21 protein-coding genes are annotated in these 17730 nt (G+C 72.7%); 12 read left to right on the top strand and 9 right to left on the bottom strand.

Translation table 11 applies throughout. From position 1 onward, the window contains the following. Positions 1-73: 73 nt before the first annotated feature. Together C2L59_RS05165 and C2L59_RS05160 are read left to right on the top strand one after the other, a co-directional pair. On the top strand, positions 74-538 hold the full coding sequence (locus tag C2L59_RS05165) for an Lrp/AsnC family transcriptional regulator (protein ID WP_103348356.1): 465 nt from the start codon (positions 74-76) through the stop codon (positions 536-538). Further along, positions 522-1046 carry an AAA family ATPase gene (locus C2L59_RS05160; RefSeq protein WP_103348355.1) on the top strand — a complete coding sequence of 175 codons (525 nt, stop codon included), beginning with the start codon at positions 522-524 and terminating at the stop codon, positions 1044-1046. Before C2L59_RS05165 ends, C2L59_RS05160 begins: the two co-directional genes overlap by 17 nt. A gap of 2 nt (positions 1047-1048) precedes the next feature. Here C2L59_RS05160 and C2L59_RS05155 read toward each other — a convergent pair whose 3' ends face one another. Beyond that, the gene (locus C2L59_RS05155; RefSeq protein WP_103348354.1) at positions 1049-1525 is read right to left on the bottom strand and encodes an Lrp/AsnC family transcriptional regulator; all 477 of its coding nucleotides are present in this window, start codon (positions 1523-1525) and stop codon (positions 1049-1051) included. 58 nt (positions 1526-1583) lie between these two features. Here C2L59_RS05155 and C2L59_RS05150 point away from each other — a divergent pair, with 58 nt between their 5' ends. Continuing rightward, positions 1584-2702 (top strand): PLP-dependent aspartate aminotransferase family protein, encoded by a 1119-nt coding sequence (locus C2L59_RS05150; RefSeq protein WP_103348353.1) that lies wholly within the window; start codon positions 1584-1586, stop codon positions 2700-2702. Here C2L59_RS05150 and C2L59_RS05145 read toward each other — a convergent pair. Then, the gene (locus tag C2L59_RS05145) at positions 2699-2911 is read right to left on the bottom strand and encodes a zinc ribbon domain-containing protein (RefSeq protein WP_103348403.1); all 213 of its coding nucleotides are present in this window, start codon (positions 2909-2911) and stop codon (positions 2699-2701) included. The genes C2L59_RS05150 and C2L59_RS05145 overlap by 4 nt on opposite strands. A 91-nt stretch (positions 2912-3002) precedes the next feature. On the opposite strand from C2L59_RS05145, the gene C2L59_RS05140 reads away from it, so the two are divergent. The 3 genes from C2L59_RS05140 (at position 3003) to C2L59_RS05130 (ending at position 5808) form a co-directional block, all read left to right on the top strand. After that, positions 3003-4127, top strand: a complete 1125-nt coding sequence (locus C2L59_RS05140) for an alkaline phosphatase family protein (protein WP_103348352.1) — start codon at positions 3003-3005, stop codon at positions 4125-4127. Between the two features lie 104 nt (positions 4128-4231). After that, positions 4232-5332, top strand: a complete 1101-nt coding sequence (locus tag C2L59_RS05135) for an NAD/NADP-dependent octopine/nopaline dehydrogenase family protein (RefSeq protein WP_199198922.1) — start codon at positions 4232-4234, stop codon at positions 5330-5332. Between the two features lie 167 nt (positions 5333-5499). Beyond that, entirely contained in the window at positions 5500-5808 is a 309-nt protein-coding gene (locus C2L59_RS05130; RefSeq protein WP_103348351.1) for a hypothetical protein, read from the top strand. A 34-nt stretch (positions 5809-5842) separates the two neighbouring features. Here C2L59_RS05130 and C2L59_RS05125 read toward each other — a convergent pair whose 3' ends face one another. Next, the gene (locus C2L59_RS05125) at positions 5843-6382 is read right to left on the bottom strand and encodes a GNAT family N-acetyltransferase (RefSeq protein ID WP_103348350.1); all 540 of its coding nucleotides are present in this window, start codon (positions 6380-6382) and stop codon (positions 5843-5845) included. Between C2L59_RS05125 and C2L59_RS05120 the strand changes: the two genes are divergently transcribed. Further along, positions 6381-7142, top strand: a complete 762-nt coding sequence (locus tag C2L59_RS05120) for an alpha/beta fold hydrolase (protein WP_103348401.1) — start codon at positions 6381-6383, stop codon at positions 7140-7142. The genes C2L59_RS05125 and C2L59_RS05120 overlap by 2 nt on opposite strands. On the opposite strand, the gene C2L59_RS05115 is transcribed toward C2L59_RS05120, so the two are convergent. Beyond that, the gene (locus C2L59_RS05115) at positions 7130-7945 is read right to left on the bottom strand and encodes a phosphotransferase (protein WP_103348349.1); all 816 of its coding nucleotides are present in this window, start codon (positions 7943-7945) and stop codon (positions 7130-7132) included. The genes C2L59_RS05120 and C2L59_RS05115 overlap by 13 nt on opposite strands. Before the next feature lie 134 nt (positions 7946-8079). On the opposite strand from C2L59_RS05115, the gene ctaD reads away from it, so the two are divergent. From ctaD to C2L59_RS05095, 4 genes are all read left to right on the top strand, one after another. Beyond that, positions 8080-9867 carry a cytochrome c oxidase subunit I gene (gene ctaD / locus C2L59_RS05110; RefSeq protein WP_103348348.1) on the top strand — a complete coding sequence of 596 codons (1788 nt, stop codon included), beginning with the start codon at positions 8080-8082 and terminating at the stop codon, positions 9865-9867. A 120-nt stretch (positions 9868-9987) separates the two neighbouring features. Next, positions 9988-11217 carry a phosphoserine phosphatase SerB gene (gene serB, locus C2L59_RS05105; RefSeq protein ID WP_103348347.1) on the top strand — a complete coding sequence of 410 codons (1230 nt, stop codon included), beginning with the start codon at positions 9988-9990 and terminating at the stop codon, positions 11215-11217. Then, entirely contained in the window at positions 11214-11993 is a 780-nt protein-coding gene (locus C2L59_RS05100) for a peptidyl-tRNA hydrolase (RefSeq protein WP_103348346.1), read from the top strand. Before serB ends, C2L59_RS05100 begins: the two co-directional genes overlap by 4 nt. A 16-nt stretch (positions 11994-12009) precedes the next feature. Further along, a complete protein-coding gene (locus tag C2L59_RS05095) occupies positions 12010-12411 on the top strand; it encodes an OsmC family protein (protein ID WP_103348345.1) in 402 nt (133 codons plus the stop codon). Positions 12412-12464: 53 nt separating this feature from the next. Here the strand turns inward: C2L59_RS05095 and C2L59_RS05090 are convergent, their stop codons facing one another. The 3 genes from C2L59_RS05090 to C2L59_RS05080 all read right to left on the bottom strand — a co-directional run bounded on the left by C2L59_RS05090 (position 12465) and on the right by C2L59_RS05080 (position 15605). Then, a complete protein-coding gene (locus C2L59_RS05090; protein WP_103348344.1) occupies positions 12465-12806 on the bottom strand; it encodes a hypothetical protein in 342 nt (113 codons plus the stop codon). Positions 12807-12864: 58 nt separating this feature from the next. After that, the gene (locus tag C2L59_RS05085; RefSeq protein ID WP_103348343.1) at positions 12865-14913 is read right to left on the bottom strand and encodes an ATP-dependent DNA helicase; all 2049 of its coding nucleotides are present in this window, start codon (positions 14911-14913) and stop codon (positions 12865-12867) included. Positions 14914-15017: 104 nt separating this feature from the next. Continuing rightward, a complete protein-coding gene (locus tag C2L59_RS05080; RefSeq protein WP_103348342.1) occupies positions 15018-15605 on the bottom strand; it encodes a biotin transporter BioY in 588 nt (195 codons plus the stop codon). A 211-nt stretch (positions 15606-15816) separates the two neighbouring features. Between C2L59_RS05080 and C2L59_RS05075 the strand changes: the two genes are divergently transcribed. Next, entirely contained in the window at positions 15817-16434 is a 618-nt protein-coding gene (locus tag C2L59_RS05075; RefSeq protein WP_103348341.1) for a choice-of-anchor P family protein, read from the top strand. Positions 16435-16499: 65 nt separating this feature from the next. Here C2L59_RS05075 and C2L59_RS05070 read toward each other — a convergent pair whose 3' ends face one another. Beyond that, a complete protein-coding gene (locus tag C2L59_RS05070) occupies positions 16500-17144 on the bottom strand; it encodes a bifunctional 4-hydroxy-2-oxoglutarate aldolase/2-dehydro-3-deoxy-phosphogluconate aldolase (RefSeq protein ID WP_103348340.1) in 645 nt (214 codons plus the stop codon). Beyond that, positions 17141-17719 (bottom strand): isochorismatase family protein, encoded by a 579-nt coding sequence (locus C2L59_RS05065; protein WP_103348339.1) that lies wholly within the window; start codon positions 17717-17719, stop codon positions 17141-17143. The genes C2L59_RS05070 and C2L59_RS05065 overlap by 4 nt, the downstream gene beginning before the upstream one ends. Between the last annotated feature and the right edge of the window lie 11 nt (positions 17720-17730).

Below are 17730 nucleotides of genomic sequence, written 5' to 3'. Positions count from 1 at the left end.
ACGGCCCCGGCGGGAAGGGAACGATCACGGCGTTCGGCGCCTCCGGCCGTGGATCCCACGGTATCTTCGGCCCATGACCGAGAGTCTCGATCCGACGGACTGGGCCATCCTGGCCGAGCTCCAGCGCGACGCCCGGTTGCCGCTCACCGAGCTGGGCCGCCGGGTGAACCTCAGCGCGTCCGCGGCCACCGAACGGCTCCGGCGGCTCGAGGCGGCCGGCGTGATCACCGGCTACCGCGCGGAGGTCGACCTCGGCAAGGCCGGCTACCCGGTGCTCGCCGTGGTCCGGCTCAAGTACCCGGGCAGCCGGCACGAGCCGCTGCACAAGCTGCTCGGGGAGCGTGCCGAGATCCTCGAATGCCTGCGCACCACCGGCGACGACTGCTACACGCTCAAGATCGCCGCGGCCTCGATGGCCCACCTCGAGCGCACCGTGGACGAGCTGTGCCAGTTCGGGAGCACGACCACCAACCTCGTCTACAGCCAGGTCCTGCCCTTCCGCGGCCCCCGGGAGCCCGCCCGTGACCTCGATGCCTGACCGCATCGCCATCGTCGGCGTGACCGGCTCGGGCAAGTCGACGCTCGCGGCCCGGATCGCCGAGCGGACCGGCCTGCCCCACCACGCCGCGGACGAGATCTGCTGGAACCCCGGCTGGGTCGGGACCCCCGACGACGAGCAGCGCCGCCGGATCGGCGAGGTGTGCGCGCAGGAGCGCTGGGTCCTCGACGCCGTCTACGGCAGCTGGCAGGACATCGTGCTGCCGCGCACGCAGCTGATCGTCGGCCTCGACTACCCGCGCTGGCTTTCGCTGGGCCGCCTGGTGCGCCGGACGCTGGTGCGGGTGGTGACGCGTCAGCGGATCTGCAACGGCAACGTCGAGTCGTTCCGCCAGGTGTTTTCCGCCGACTCGATCATCCGCTGGCACTTCAGGTCGTTCGCGAACAAACGGGCGCGCATCCGCGCCTGGGCGGCCGAGCCGTCCGGCCCGGCCGTCGTCCGGCTGAGGTCTCCGCGCGAGACCCGCCGCTGGCTCGAGAGCCTCTGATGTCAGGCCCCCGGTGGCAGCAGCGGGCCGCCGCTCCAGTGCTGGAACACCAGGTTCGTGTGGACGCGGGCGACCTCGTCGCGGGCGGTCAGCTCGTCGAGGACCAGCCGCTGCAGCTCGCCGGCCGAGCTGGTCGCGACGTGCGCGAGGAAGTCGTCCGGCCCGGTCAGGTGGTAGACCGCGCGCACCTCCGGCAGGGAGAGCAGGTGCTCGATGAACGGGTCGACCAGCGGCCGCCGGTGCGGGCGGACCTGGACGAACAGGAACGCCTCCAGCGGCCGGCCCAGCTTGGCCGCGTCGACCGACGCGTGCTGCCCGGTGATGACGCCGGTGTCCCGCAGCCGGGCGACGCGGTCCAGGCACGTCGACGGCGCGATGCCGACCGCGGCCGCCAGGTCCTTGTTCGTGATCCGGGCATCGTTCTGCAGCAGCCGCAGAATCTCGAGGTCGACCGGGCTCAGTTCGACGGAAGCGGGCATCGCCGAATGATATCCGAGACGGTTGCTCCTGGTCCGGGGAAAGCTCGACCATGCTGACATGACTTCCTCGCTGCGCACGCGAGCCGTCCACGCCGGCCGTGACGACCTCACGGACCTCGGTGTGCACGCCGCTCCGCTCGACCTGTCCACGACCTACCCGTCCCGCGACAGTGCCGCCGAAGCCGCCCGGATCGACGCCTTCGCCGCCGGCGCCGAGCTCGACGGCCCCCCGATCTACGGCCGCGTCGGCAACCCGACCGTCGAGCGGTTCGAGCGCGCCCTCGCCGAACTCGAGGGCTTCGAGCACGGCGTCGCGTTCGCCAGCGGCATGGCCGCCGTCTCGGCCTGCCTGCTTTCCGCGGTGGCGCAGGGGAAGCGGCACGTCGTCGCGGTCCGCCCGCTGTACGGCTGCAGCGACCACCTGCTCGAGTCCGGGCTGCTCGGCACCGAGGTCACCTGGGCCGCGCCGGACGCCGTCGCCGCTGCGCTGCGGCCGGACACCGGCCTGGTGTTCGTCGAGACGCCGGCGAACCCGACGCTGGCCGAGGCCGACATCGCCGAGCTGGCCGTGGCTTGCGGCGAGGTGCCGCTCCTGGTGGACAACACGTTCGCCACCCCGGTCCTGCAGCGCCCCGGCCACCACGGCGCCCGGATCGTCCTGCACAGCGCGACGAAGTTCCTCGGCGGCCACGGCGACGTGATGGGCGGGATCGTCGCGTGCGGCGCCGAAGAAGCCGCGCGGCTCCGCCAGATCCGCTTCGCCACCGGCGGCGTGCTGCACCCGCTCGCCGGATACCTGTTGCTGCGCGGGCTTTCCACGCTCCCGCTGCGCGTCACCGCGGCGTCCGCGACCGCGGCGACGCTGGCCTCACGGCTCGGCGAGCACCCGGCCGTGACCGCCGTCCACTACCCGTGGATCGGCGGGCCGCTGGTGGCGTTCGAGGTCGACGGCGACCCGCACGCCGTGATCGGCGCGGTCCGGGTGATCACGCCGGCCGTCAGCCTCGGCAGCGTCGACACGCTGATCCAGCACCCGGGCTCGATCAGCCACCGGATCGTCGAGGAGGGCGACCGCCACGACGCCGGCGTCTCCGACCAGCTGATCCGGCTCTCCGCCGGGCTCGAGGACGTCGAGGACCTGTGGGCCGATCTGGAGCAGGCGTTGAAGGCGGTTTAGCCGCAGCAGCCGCCACCGCAGCAGCCGCCGCCCCCGCCGGCCGGGGCCGCGGGACCGCCCGCGGCCCCGGTGAGGGCGACGGTGGTGAGCAGCTTGACGGTGTCGGCGTGGCCCTCCGGGCAGCTGGCAGGCGCGCCGGATTCGCTCATCGGGCGCAGGAGCTCGAAGGTCTCGGTGCACTCGCGGCAGCGGTAGGCGTAGGTCGGCATGCCGCGATTATCGCCGGTGGCGCCCGCCGTGACCATCCCCGGCCTCCGTCCCGGGGCTCCCGGCGGCGCCAATCGGTGGGAAGCTGGGCGCGTGCAGCCGCCACCGCTCGCCGACGTCCCGCACCTCGGCCAGGTCGTCCCGTCCCTGCTCGCCGCGCTCGGGGTGCCCGGCTGCGCGAACACGCTGGCGGTGCCGGAGGTGCGCAGCGCCGGCGTGCTGCTCGTCGACGGGCTCGGCTGGGAACTGCTCGCCGAGCACGCCGCGGACGCCCCGGTGCTGGCCGAGCTCGCCCGCGAGCCGCTGCGCGTCGGCTTCCCCGCGACGACGGCCGCCGGCGTCGCGGCCATCGGCACCGGGCTCGCGTCGGGCGAGCACGGCATGGTCGGCTACACGTTCGAGATGCCCGGCACCGGCGTGCTGAACGCGTTGCGCTGGTGCAGCCACGAAGACGGCAGCGACCTGCGCGGCGCCCTCCCGCCCCGCGAGGTCCAGCCCCTGCCGACGACGTTCGAGCGGGCCGCCTCGGCCGGCATCGAGGCGACCGTGGTGTCGTCCGCCAAGTTCCGCGACACGGCGCTGACCCTGGCCACCCAGAGCGGCGCCGGCTACGCGGGCGTCCACGCGCTGGGCGACCTCGCCGCGCGGACGCTGTCGGTGCTCGGCGGGCGGGCGTTCTGCTACGCCTACCACAGCGAACTCGACCTCTTGGGGCACGTCCACGGCCCCGGTTCGGCCGCCTGGCGGATGCAGCTGCGGCAGGTCGACCGGCTCGTCGAGTCCCTTGTGGACGGTCTGCCGCCCGGTGCGCTGCTTGCGGTGGTGGCCGACCACGGGATGGTGGCCGTCGACGACCCGCTCGACCTCGAAGACGTCCCCGAGCTGCTGTCCGGGGTCCGGACGTTCGGGGGCGAGGTCCGGGCCCGGCACGTTTACACCGAGCCGGGCGCGGCCGCGGACGTCCTCGCGGCCTGGCGGGCGGTGCTCGGCGAGCGGGCCTGGGTGCGTTCGCGGGAGGAGGCCGTCGCCGAGGGCTGGTTCGGGCACACGGTCAGCGACCGGGTGCTGCCGCGCATCGGGGACGTCGTCGCCGCGGCCCGCGGCCGGTTCGGGATGGTGCGGGGGCTCGCGGAGGCCGTCGAGTCGTCGCTGATCGGCCAGCACGGCTCGCTGACCACGGCCGAGCAGCTGGTGCCGCTGGCCCTCGCCCAGGGCTGACCCGCCCGGTTTCCGGGAACGTGCTCCGGCGGGAACTTTCGCCGTCCCGGTGCCGACTCGTCCACTGCGTACCGGACTGACGGGACTGACGGGAGTGGGGCGGAATGAGCGTGCTGGACGGGATCGGGGTCGTCGGGGCGGGTGGCGAGGGCCGGGCCGTGGCGGCCTACCTCGCCGCGCGGGAGCTGCCCGTGCACCTGTACACGCGGGACCTCGAGGCGGTGGGGGAGATCGCGCGCCGCCGGGAGATCGCCGCGCACGGGGTGCTCGACGGGCGCTTCCGGCTCCGGGAGGTGACCGCCGACCCGGCCGGGCTGGCGCGGCGGGCCGTCGTCCTGGTGGCCACCGTGACGACCGCCTACCCGGAGGTCGCCGCCCGGCTCGCCCCGCACCTGCGTCCGGGGCAGGTGGTGGTGCTGTTCTCCAGCAAGCTCTGCGGGAGTGTCGAGTTCGCGCACGCGCTGGCCGCCGCCGGGGCACCGGACGTCGACGTCGTGGAGACCGACGCGTTGTTCGCCGCGCGGCCGGCCGGGACCGGCGGTGTCACGGTGCTGGGCGTGAAGGGCTGGAACCTGATCTCCGGCAGTACCGCCGCCGCCGTCGCCCGGCACGCCGGGCTGCTGCGGGAGTGGTTCCCGATGCTGGAGGTCGCCCGCAACCCGGTCGAACGCGGCTTGCACGACTTCGGCGCGGTCGCGCACGTGCCGATCGCGCTCGCCAACCTGGGCACCATCGACCGGGCGGAGGCGCTGCTCTTCTACGTCGAAGGCGTATCGCCGCGGACGATCGCCCTGCTGGAGCGCACCGAGGCCGAGTTCGCCGCCGTCGCCGACGCGTACGGTGCCCGGCTGCTGCCCATGACGGAGGTGCTCGACCGGTACTACGGCTGCCCGGCCACGACGCTGCTCGACGCGTTGCGGACGGTGGAGCCGTACCGGACGATCGCCGCGCCGACCAGCCTCGACCACCGGTTCCTCAGCGAGGACATCCGTTCGACGCTGGTGCCGTTGCAGGCGCTGGCGCGGTGTGCCGGGGTCGCCACGCCGGTGGTGGACGCGGCGATCACGATCATGTCCGTCCTCGGCGGCGAGGACTTCCGCCGGACGGGCCGGACCCTGCGCCGGCTCGGGTGGGACGGCCTCGGCCACGACGAGATCCTGGGCCGGCTGCGGTCCGGGGAGCGGGTGGCGGACCGCGCGGCCTGAGCCCTCCGGGGCATCACCCGTGATCGGGCGGGCATCACGTGTGATTGGCGGGTCATCATGCGTGATTTGAGGATCGACTCGCGTGATTGGCAGGTCGACTCGCGTGCCTGGAGGGTCGGGTCGGGGACCTGAGGGGGCGTTGGGTGGGGGGCGGTTACCGTCTGGGTGTGCCACGACGCAACCGTCCCGGCCGCCGCGCGGACGGTGGGCCGCCGCCCGAGCGGGACCTCGGGGCCGCCACCGGGTGGGCGCGGGCCGAGTCCGGCACCGACGGGGACTGGCTCGTGCGGACCGTGCCCGGGGCCCAGGCGACCAAGTTCTACCGCTGCCCCGGCTGTGACCACGAGATCCGCCCCGGGACGCCGCACCTGGTCGTCTGGCCCGCCGACGAGACCGGCTCGGTCGCCGACCGGCGGCACTGGCACCGGGCCTGCTGGGAAGCGCGGGCCCGGCGGCGGCCGCACCGCCGCTGGTGAGGTTCGCTCTGGAGTTGTCAAACAGCCGGCCGGCTCAGCGCCGGTAGTGGCGCGACATCGCGCCGTCGTACATCTCCTCCGTGTACTCCGTGAAACCGAGCCGCTCCGCCACCCTCAGCGACGGCTTGTTCGCGATGCTCACGCTCGCCAGCACCGGTACCGACGGCAGCTCGCGGGCACACCACCCGAGGACCGCCTGCCCGGCCTCGACCGCGTACCCCTTGCCCCAGGCCGACGGCCGGAACCGGTAGCCCAGGTTGAGCACCTTCCCGCCCTGGAACTCCCGCAGCCGCACGCCGCACATGCCGAGCACCTCGGTGCCGCCGCGTTCCAGGACCGCGGGGTAGCCGAAGCCGTGCTCGGCCCAGTGCGCCAGCCACTCCGAGAACATCGCCGACGCGCGCGGGACGTCGGGCGGGTCGGGGTGGAAGCGGTTGGTGCGCGGGTCGGTGTGGATGTCGACCATCGCCTGCCGGTCCGCCTCGTGGAGCGGACGCAGCAGCAGCCGGTCGGTTTCGATGTCGGTGAACACATCGGCGAAGCTAGCGAGGGGGTCCGACAAAATGACGCGCATGACCGAACTCCCGCTGGTCCTCCTCCACGCCTTCCCCCTGGATTCCCGCATGTGGAACGCGGTGCGCGCGCCCCTCGCTTCACACCTTCGGGTGATCACCCCGGACCAGCGCGGCCTCGGCCGCTCGCCGCTGCCGGAGACCGATCGCGAACCGAGTCTCGAAGACGCCGCGCGGGACGTCGTCGCCCTGCTCGACCGGCTGGACCTCGACCGCGTCGTGCTCGGCGGCTGCTCGATGGGCGGCTACCTCGCCATGGCCGTGCTGCGGCTCGCGCCGGACCGGGTCGGCGGGCTCGTGCTCATCGACACCAAGGCCGCCCCCGACACGCCCGAGGCCGCGCAGACCCGGCTGGACGTCGCGGCGCGCGTCGAGCACGAAGGCACCAAGACCTGGCTGGCCGAGGCGAACCTGCCCACCCTGCTGGCCGCGTCGACCCGGGAACAGCGGCCCGAGCTCGTCGAGACGGTCCGCGAGATGATCGAATCCCAGCCGCCCGCCGGCATCTCCTGGACGGCGCTGGCGCTGCGGACCCGGCCTGACTCGCTCGACCTGCTGCGGGCGTCGGAAATCCCGGCGCTGGTCATCGTCGGCGAAGAAGACCCGATCACCCCGGTGGCCGCGGCGAGCGCGATGACCGAAGCCGTGGACGGCGCGACGCTCGTCGTGCTGCCGGACGCCGGGCACCTGACCCCGCTCGAAGACCCCGCGGGCGTGGTCGAGGCGATCCTGTCCTGGTACCCGGCGACTCACGAGAAGTAGGCGGCGAGCGCGGATTCGGCTTCGGGGAGCCGGTGCGGGAACCGTTGGGCGATCACGAACCGCCAGGCGACGGCGAAGAGTTCCCGCAACCGCGTGTACGCGCGAAGGGCTTCCTCGGACACGGAGCCGGGGTAGGCGGCCAGGTACTCCGGGCCGCCCTGCCGGGCCAGGATGCCGAGGTCCCAGGCGAGCGGCCCGCGCCAGGTGTCCTCGAAGTCCAGCCAGCACGGCCCGGCCGCGGTCGCGATGAGGTTGCCGGGGTGGGCGTCGCCGTGCAGCGGCTGGTCCGGGCCGTCCGGCAACGCGGCTTCGAGCCGGGCGGCTTCCGCGCGCAGGCGCGGGTCGAGCCCGAACCGGCCGAAGAGTCCCTCCAGCTCGGCCAGCGGCCCCCGGCGGGGCAGTTCGCCCGGGTACTCGCGCAGGGCCGCGTGCACCTCGGCGAGCGAGCGCGCGACGACGTCCGGGGCGTACCGGTGGGCCGGGTCGTGCGGGGTGTGGTGCCAGAGCGTGACCGGCAGGCCGTCCGCGAAATGCGGCCCGGCCGGGGGATCGGTGGTGGGTGAGACGACGAGCACACCACGGTCGGTGAGGAACCGCGAGAGGGCGACGTCGCGGGCGAGCCAGGGTGCCGGTTCCGGCCGGAGCAGGCGGGTCGTCGCGGGCACCCTGGCGACCAGCGAACCCAGTCTCACCAGCACGTTCGACCGCTCGTGGAGCACCTCGGGCTCGTGGCCGGGCAGGCCCAACCAGGTGGTCACGGCGCGGGCCGCGCGGACCGCCGCGCGGGTGTAGTCGTCGGCCACGCCCCGATCTTGCCAGCCGGTGCGCGCGACTGTCGGTAGCGAGGGCTACGATCCCCTCAAGCCGTCGGATCGGGTCTCGCCCGACTCGGTGGCGCGACGATGACCACCACAAGGTTTCAGTGTTGGAGGCAGGAGTGACGGCCGTAGCCCCCAAGCCGATCGCCACGCGCCCGTACCCCGCGCGCGAGTCGGTTAAGGGTTCGTACCTGCTGCGGTTGTTCCGCACGACGGACCACAAGCAGATCGGGATCATGTACCTGGTCACGTCGTTCGCCTTCTTCATGGCGGGCGGCGCGATGGCCATGCTGATCCGCACCGAGCTGGCGCGGCCCGGGCAGCAGTTCCTGTCGCAGGAGCAGTACAACCAGCTGTTCACCATGCACGGCACCGTGATGCTGCTGCTGTACGCGACCCCGATCCTCTTCGGCTTCGCGAACTTCGTGCTGCCGCTGCAGATCGGCTCGCCGGACGTCGCCTTCCCGCGGCTGAACGCGTTCTCGTACTGGCTGTACCTCTTCGGCGGCCTGATCGTGATGTCCGGCTTCCTGACCCCGGGTGGCGCCGCCGACTTCGGCTGGTTCGCCTACACCCCGCTGTCGGACGCCATCCACTCGCCGGGCGTCGGCGCGGACCTCTGGATCTCCGGCCTGGTGATCGGTGGTCTCGGCACCATCCTCGGCGCGGTCAACATGATCACCACCGTGGTCTGCCTGCGCGCGCCGGGCATGACGATGTACCGGATGCCGATCTTCACCTGGAACATCCTGGTCACCAGCATCCTGGTCCTGCTCGCCTTCCCGATCCTGACCGCGGCCCTGATGGGCCTGCTGGCGGACCGGCACCTCGGGGCGCACGTGTTCGACCCCGAAAACGGCGGCGTGATCCTCTGGCAGCACCTCTTCTGGTTCTTCGGCCATCCAGAGGTCTACATCGTCGCGCTACCGTTCTTCGGGATCGTGTCGGAGATCTTCCCGGTGTTCAGCCGGAAACCGCTCTTCGGCTACAAGAGCCTGGTCTGGGCGACGCTGGCCATCGCGGCCCTGTCGGTCGCGGTGTGGGCGCACCACATGTACGCCACCGGCGCCGTGCTGCTGCCGTTCTTCTCCTTCATGACGTTCCTGATCGCCGTCCCGACCGGCATCAAGTTCTTCAACTGGATCGGCACGATGTGGAAGGGCCAGCTGTCCTTCGAAACGCCGATGATCTTCTCGATGGGCTTCATCGTCACGTTCCTCTTCGGCGGCCTGACCGGCATCCTGCTGGCCGCGCCGGCGATCGACTTCCACGTGTCGGACAGCTACTTCGTCGTCGCGCACTTCCACTACGTGCTCTACGGCACGATCGTGTTCGCCACCTTCGCCGGCATCTACTTCTGGTTCCCGAAGATCACCGGCCGGATGATGGACGAGAAGCTCGGCAAGTGGCACTTCTGGACCACGTTCATCGGCTTCCACGGCACGTTCCTCGTCCAGCACTGGCTGGGTGCCGAGGGCATGCCGCGCCGGTACGCGGACTACCTGACCAGTGACGGCTTCACCACGCTGAACACGATCTCCACGATCGGCGCGTACATCCTCGGTGCCTCGACGCTGCCGTTCATCTGGAACGTCTTCAAGAGCTACCGGTACGGCGAGATCGTCACGGTGGACGACCCGTGGGGCTACGGCAACTCGCTCGAGTGGGCGACCTCCTGCCCGCCGCCGCGGCACAACTTCACCGAGCTGCCCCGGATCCGCTCCGAGCGGCCCGCGTTCGAGCTGCACTACCCGCACATGATCGAGCGCATCCACTCCGAAGGCGAGATCGGCTTCTTCGGGAAGCAGAAGGTCAACAGCCACGCGGCGCCGTCGCAGCTGCTCACCGAAGCGGTCATCCCGGGAGACCACTCCCAGGACAACGCGAGCGAGCAGGGCGACAAGTAGTACCACCTGAACGAGTGAGCGCGTGCCCGGCTTATGTGAAGCCGGGCACGCGCTCTACTTATGTTCGACCCCGGACCGGCAGACTGACCGTGCAGCGTTGTCGAGCGAGGGATGACGAGAGTGACCCAGACCCCCGTCCTGATCACGACCACCGGCCCCGACAAGCCGGGTGTCTCCTCCGTGCTGTTCGCCGTGCTGACCCGGCACGACGTCGACGTGCTCGACGTCGAGCAGGTCGTCATCCGCGGGCAGCTGGTGCTCGGGGTGCTCGCCGGCGTCTACCGCGACCCGGAGGGGCTGCAGGAGACCGTCGAGCAGGCGATGGCGTCCGTCGGCATGCAGGTCGACGTCAAGATCGGCCCGGCGATCGGCGACGACCCGTTCGCGCTCGGCCGCCGCGACTCGACCCACGTCCTGGTGGTGCTGGGCCGCCCGGTGACCGCGCGGGGCTTCTCGGAGGTCGCGCGCCGGCTGGCTTCGCTGGGCGCCAACATCGACGCGATCCGCAGCGTCGCCGACTACCCCGTGACCGGGCTCGAGCTGTACGTCTCGGTCGATCGTGACACGCCGGAGGCCGACGCCGCGCTGCGCTCGGAGCTCGCCGACGCCGCCGTCGAGGCCGGCGTCGACATCGCCGTCGAGCGGGCGGGCATCACGCGCCGCGCGAAGCGGCTCGTCGTGTTCGACGTGGACTCGACCCTGATCCAGGGCGAGGTCATCGAGATGCTGGGCGCGCACGCCGGCGTCGAGCCGGAGATCCGCGAGATCACCGAAGCGGCCATGCGCGGCGAGCTGAACTTCACCGAGTCGCTGGAGCGGCGCGTCTCGCTGCTGGCCGGGCTGCCGGCGACGGCGATCGACGAGGTCGCCGCTTCGATCGAGCTGACCCCGGGCGCGCGCACGACGATCCGGACGCTCAAGCGGATGGGCTTCCGGACCGGCGTGGTCTCGGGTGGGTTCACCCAGGTCATCGACGGTCTGGTGGCCGAGCTCGGGCTCGACTTCGCGGTGGCGAACGAGCTCGAGATCGAGGACGGCAAGCTCACCGGGAAGGTCATCGGCGACGTCGTCGACCGGGCCGGCAAGGCGAAGGTGCTTCGCCGCTACGCCGCCGAGTACGACATCCCGCTCGAGCAGTGCGTCGCGGTCGGGGACGGCGCCAACGACATCGACATGCTCTCGGCCGCGGGCATGGGTGTCGCGTTCAACGCGAAGCCCGCGCTGCGCGAGGTGGCCGACACCGCGCTGTCGCACCCGTACCTCGACGCCGTGCTGTTCGTGCTCGGCCTGACCCGCGGTGAGGTCGAAGCGGCCGACGCCGCCGACGGGCTCGAGCTGATGCGTCCGTGAGCAGCGTTCTCGACCCCCTGGGCGCCCGCTACGCGTTTTGGCTGGGGCTTCCGGCCGAAGACACCTCGGACACCTCCGACGAGCTCCCGGAGGAAGTCCGCGCGATGCCGGTGATCCTCCGCATCGAACGCGCCGAGCCGCCCGGCCGCACGCCGCTGCTGGAGGCGGCGGCGACGGCGGCGCTCGCGGTGTGCCTGGACGAGCGTTCCGCGCCCGGCGGCGAGTGGGCCGAGCCGATGCACGCGTGGCTCGACAACCGGATCCGCAAGGTCGCGCGCCGGGCGCGGGGCGCGCACTGGGCGGCCGTCCAGGACCTGCCGGGCATCACCGTCGAGGTCGATGGCGCCGAGGCGCGGGCCCTCGTGCCGGGCCTGGTCACCGAGACCCCCAAGGACGTCGCGCGGCTGCAGATCTCGGGCAGCGAACTGCCGCCCGACGAGCCGGGCCCGATCCCGGCCGGCGTGCCGTTGCTGCTGCTCAACCCGCACGTGCCGATGACCGTCGGGAAGGCCGCCGCGCAGGTCGGCCACGCGACGATGCTCCTGGCCGCGCTGCTGGACGACGGGCAGCGCGCGGCCTGGGCCGGACAGGGCTACCGGACGGCCGTGCGCGCGGCGAGCGCCGTGCAGTGGAAGGAACTGCACCCGGGCGACGACCCCGAGGGCGCGTGGCGGCGCGACCGGGTGATCGCCGTGCGGGACGCCGGGTTCACCGAGGTCGACCCGGGCACGATCACGGTTCTTGCCCAGTGGGAGCCGGAACAACCGGCTTCCTGACCCGGTTGGAGCGGGCATGGCACTGGAAGTGGAACGCACGGGCGAGCACACGTTCGTCGGGCGCAACGAGCGTGGCGCGGAGGTCCGGTTGGGCCGCAAGGGCGCCGAAGGGGCCTTCTCGCCCGCCGAGCTGCTGCAGATCGCGGCCGCGGGCTGCAGCGCGGTGACGGCGGAGGAGCTGATCACGCGGCGAATCGGCGAAGACGCGAAGTTCCGGGTCGCAGTTAAGGCCGACCGGCGTGAAGGGGCTTCGGAGCTGGACGCCGTGCACGTCGCGTTCGATGTCGACGTGTCGACTTTGACGGCGGATCAGCGGGACGCGCTGGCCGGCGCCGTGGACCGGGCGATCGACCGGCTCTGCACGGTGAGCCGGACGCTCAAGAAGGGGATCCCGGTGACGGAGAAGTTTCCGGGTTAGGGTCCGGTGCGACCGGGCTCAGGCTCTCTTCGCCGCCGACCGGGCAGCGCACTTCAGTTCTGCGCGGATTCCCAGACGACGTAAGCCTGGTCCGCGTCCGTCGTCATGGCTTCGATGAACTTCTCGTTGTCGAAGCCCGGCAACGCCTGCAGGCGCTCGATCAGGGCGTCGGCCGCCGGGTCGCCGCTCGGGACCGCGGTGCCCTTGCCGTCGGTGCCCACCAGCATGAAGAACACGTCTTCGTTCCACGGGCCGTCGGGGATGACCCGCACCATCACCGACGACAGGCCGGCCCACGTGACAGCCTCTTCGCTGCCGTCCGCGAGCCGCCGCCGGACGCCGGTGTCGTCGACGCTGACGGTCCGGGACTGGGCGCTGGACGAATCCTGGGTCAACCGGTGCTCCCTTGTTGCTTCGGTGGCTTCACCGTACCGGGCGCGGCTGTGGACCGCGTCACGCGGGCGCGGCTGCGTCCAGCCGGCGCAGCGCTTCCCGCACCACCTTCGGGTCCATCGTCGGCCAGAACGGCGGCAGCGACGCGCGCAGGAAACCGCCGTAGCGGGCGTTCGCCAGGCGCGAATCCAGCACCGCCACCACGCCGCGGTCGGTGACCGCCCGGTGCAGCCGCCCGGTGCCCTGCGCCAGCAGCAGCGCCGCGTGCGTGGCCGCCACGGTGAGGAACCCGTTGCCGCCGCGAGCTTCCACCGCGCGCTGGCGCGCCGAGGACACCGGGTCGTCCGGGCGCGGGAACGGGATCCGGTCGACCACCACGAGCTGCAGCGACGGGCCGGGCACGTCCACGCCCTGCCACAGGCTCAGCGTGCCGAACAGGCAGGTGCGGACGTCCTCGGAGAACTTCTGGACCAGCAGCGACGTCGCGTCGTCGCCCTGGCACAGGATCGGGAAGTCCAGCCGCCCGCGCATCTCCTCGGTGGCCTGCTTGGCCGCCCGCATCGAGGAGAACAGGCCGAGCGTGCGCCCGCCCGCGGCCTCGATCAGCTCGGCCAGTTCGTCCATTGTGGACGACGTCAGGCCGTCACGGCCCGGCGGCGGCAGGTGCTTGGCCAGGTACAGGATGCCGTTGCGCCGGTGGTCGAACGGCGAGCCGACGTCCAGGCCGGTCCACTTCGGGCCCGCGTCGTCCGACGGCGCTTCCTTCTCCGTCGCGGCGCCGGGCGCCTGCTCGACGCGGGCCGCGCCCGGCGGGAGGCCCCACTGGCGCGCCATCGTGTCGAACGTGCCGCCCAAGGTCAGCGTCGCCGACGTCAGGATCGTCGTGTGCTGGTTGAACACCCGCTCGCGCAGCAGGCCCGCGACGCCCAGCGGCGCCACCTTCAGCGCCGGCGGCCGCGGGTTCGACGAGTACTTGTCGCCGGAGAGCCAGACGACGTCGCGCTGGTGCGCCTGGTCCTCGTCGAACGCTTCCAGCAGCCGGACCGCGGTGTCGTGCACCTCGTCGAGCAGCGACCGCGCCAGCTTGCGCGCGGTGGCCCCCTCGACGTCCTCCTTGCGGTCGGACCCCAGCGCCGTGATGCACCGGTGCGCGGCGTCGCGGACCGCCGGGATCGCGCCCTGCAGCGGCCGCGGCAGCTCGTCCAGCCGGCCCGCGGGCAGGTCGTCGACGATCAGGGCCAGCCCGTCACCCGCTTCCAGCAGGCCGTCGGCGACGTCGGCGTCGATGAGCTTGCCGCAGCGGCGCGCGGCGGCCGCGCACATCGCGCTGGTCAGCTCGCCGGTGGCGACCGAGGTGACCCGGTCGACCAGGTCGTGGGCCTCGTCGATGATGACCACGTCGTGGTCCGGCAGGACCTGGTAGCCCTGCAGCGCGTCGATCGCCAGCAGCGCGTGGTTGGTGACGATGACGTCGGCGCGGCCGGCCTCGGCGCGGGCCTTCTCGGCGAAGCAGTCCGTGCCGATCGGACAGCGCGAAGCGCCGAGACATTCCTTCGCCGTCACGGAAACCTGACGCCACGCCTGGTCGGTGACGCCGGGGACGAGCTCGTCGCGGTCGCCGGTTTCGGTGTCGGAGGCCCACTCCCGCAGCCGCGTGACCTCCTTGCCCAGCCGGGACACTGCGAACGGGTCGAACAGCTGCGCGTCCTCCGGCTCGTCCGGCGCGCCGGAATCCAGCCGGTGCAGGCACATGTAGTTGCGGCGGCCCTTGAGGATCGCGAAGGTCGGTTCGCGGCCGAGCGGCTTCTTCAGGGCCTTCGCGAGGCGGGGGAGGTCGCGGTCGACGAGCTGGCGCTGCAGCGCAATCGTGGCCGTGGAGACCACGACCGTGGCTTCCTTCTCGACGGCGTGGCGGATCGCGGGCACGAGGTAGGCCAAGGACTTGCCGGTGCCGGTGCCGGCCTGCACGGCCAGGTGCTCACCGGTGCGGATGGCGCGGCCGACGGCGTCGGCCATCTGGACCTGGCCCGGGCGTTCGGCACCGCCCACGGACTCCACCGCGTGGGTGAGGAGTTCGAGGACGCCGGGGAAATCGGTTCGGGCGGGCACAGCGACACACATTAGCCGCCGGCACCGACAGAGATCGGTGCTCCGTCGCGAACGGGCCACTCGCGTCGCGGGACCTCCCGGACGGAAGGCCCCGCGACGAGCGATCAGTCCTCGCTGCGGCCCGAGACCAGCTTCCAGGTCAGCGGCAGCAGCCCGGCGGCCACGACGATCTTGACCGCGTCCCCGACCAGGAACGGCGTGACGCCCTTGGCGAACGCGGTGGACAGGTCGAACCCGGTCGACGCCATCAGCCACGGCACGCCGAACGCGTAGATCACGACGTTGCCGAGCACCATGGTGCCCGCGGTGCGCAGCGGCGTCCGGTCGCCGCCGCGGCCGGCCAGTGCGCCGACCAGGGCACCGGCGAAGACGAACCCGACGATGTAGCCGGCGCTGGCGCCGGACAGGCCCGCGGTGCCGTGCTGGAACCACGGCACGCCCACCGCGCCGACCAGCAGGTACACCAGCATCGACGCGGCACCGCGCGACATGCCGAGCGACGCGCCGACGAGCAGCGCGGCGAACGTCTGGCCGGTCATCGGCACCGGGCTGCCCGGCACCGGGATCGTCAGCTGCGCGGCGGCGCCGGTGAGCACGGCACCGCCGGCGACCAGCGCGATGTCCCGCACGAGCGAACCGGGTACGAGGTCGGCCAGGACGGGCCGCTTGCCGGCGAAGGACAGCGAAGACACGAAACCTCCCGAGGGGAACAGGCGACGCCCGAGGTTAACGCTCGTTACCCGCCCGCGGACCCGCCGAGTTGCGTTCCTCACCGGCCACTCGTCCGGGTGGACCCGATCAGGGCCGGTGCCGGACCGGCCGATGACGAAGGTGGGGGACTGCGAACAGTCACGGAACCGAGGAGGCCGGCGCATGCGGAACGCCAGGAAGCGGACATTTCGGTTGCTGGCCGTGACGGCGCTGACGGGGCCGCTCCTCGGTGCCGCGCCCCCGGTGACGTCCACCGGATGGGCGGCTTCCGGCTCGGTGGACGTGACCATCGACAACGAGCACATCGTCACCGGTGAGCTGGCGAAGTGCACCGCCGACGGCCCGTACAACGGCTGGTCGCAGGGCGGTGCCACGGGCGACATCGCCGTGTTCGGCGCCGGCGAAAGCGGGTGCGGGCGGTCCGGGGATGCGGCGATCGCGCAGGCGTCCGGACGCCGCTTCCGGGCGACCGTGCTGCAGCGCTACGGCGGTCCGGAACTCACCGTGCGCACCTTCACGGCGAAGTGCGCGACCACCGACATCGGCAGCGGCGGCGAAGTGACGGTCGGCGCCGTCGAGGGGGTCACCGTGCCGTCGCAGATCCCGCCGAACCACCGGATCGTCATCCCCGGCGGCGCGGCGGGCACCGCGCTGGCGACGGTGACCCTGAACGAGACTGTGACCCCTCAGCCGCCCGACGGCAGCCTGGTGACGCACGCGGTGCACATCAAGCTGTTCCCGCAGGGCGGCCCGGCGAGCGGGGACATCTACCTGGGCACGGCCGCCTGCGACCCCTTCGGCAAGAAGTAGCGCGGCACTTTCACGTGAAAGTGCCGCTTTGCGGTGCAAAGCGGAGCTTTACGTGAAAGCGCCGGTCAGGCGGTGGTGAAGCGGGCGGCGGCCGCGACGAACTCGCCCGCTCGCGCGGCCAGGTCCGGCAGGCTGCCGCCGGAGGAGAGCGCGTCGCCCAGCAGCGGCGTCGCCGCGGCGACCGCGATCGCGCCCGCGCGCAGGTAACCCCCGACGTCGGCCAGGTGGACGCCGCCGGTCGGCACGAGCGGGACGTCCGGCAGCGGCGCCCGCACCGCGCGCAGGTACGCGATCCCGCCCACGGCCGCGACCGGGAACACCTTGACCGCGGCCGCGCCGAGCCGCCACGCCTGGTCGATCTCCGTCGGCGTCAGCGCGCCGCAGATCACCGGGGTGTCCAGGGCGGCGGCCCGCTCGAGCACGGCCGGGTTGACCGTCGGCGTGATCAGGTACGCGGCACCGGCGTCGACCGCGATGTCCACATCGGACGCCTCGCGGACGCTGCCCGCGCCGATCAGCGCGTCCTCGCCGAGCGCCAGGCGCAGCGCGGTGATGGCCGCGGGCGCGCCCGGCGTCGTCAGCGTCGCTTCGAGCAGGCGGACGCCCGCCGCGTGCAGCACCATCGCCGCGTCGGCGAACCGGGACGCGTCCGACGCCCGCAGGATCGCGACGAGCCGGTGTTCCGCCAGCGCGGCCTGCAGGTCCTTCACGCGGCCGGGCCGACGGCGGCGGTGCCGGTGTAGGTGACACCCGCCTCGTCGAAGTCCTTCAGCGTCGCGTCCACGGTGGGCTGCGAGCCGCCGACGGTCAGGTCCAGCAGCACCCGCACGCCGAAGCCCGCCTTCGCCGCGTCGAGGGCCGTCGCGCGGACGCAGAAGTCCGTCGCGATGCCGACGACGTCGACGTCGGTGACGTCGTGCTCGCGCAGCCACGCCTCCAGGGACTTCCCGTCGCGGGCCGCGCCTTCGAAGCCCGAGTACGCGGCGCTGTACTCGCCCTTGGAGAACACCTCGCCGATCGGCACGACGTCGAGCGCGGCGTGGAACGACGCGCCCGCGGTGCCGGCGACGCAGTGCACCGGCCAGGAGTCCTTGAAGTCCGGCGTCTCGCTGAAGTGGTCACCGGGGTCGATGTGGTTGTCCCGGGTGGCCACGACGTGGCTGTAGCCACCTTCGGCGGCCTGCTTGGAGATGCCGGCGGCCGCGGCGGCCCCGCCCGGCAGGCCGAGCGAACCCCCTTCGCAGAAGTCGTTCTGCACGTCGACCACGATCAGTGCGGTCCCCATCGGTCGACCTC

It is taken from the genome of Amycolatopsis sp. CA-128772, from assembly GCF_002904295.1.
Taxonomy (GTDB): domain Bacteria; phylum Actinomycetota; class Actinomycetes; order Mycobacteriales; family Pseudonocardiaceae; genus Amycolatopsis.
The sequence above is the reverse complement of the archived record's forward strand: the minus strand, read 5'-3'. Positions and strand labels throughout refer to the sequence as shown.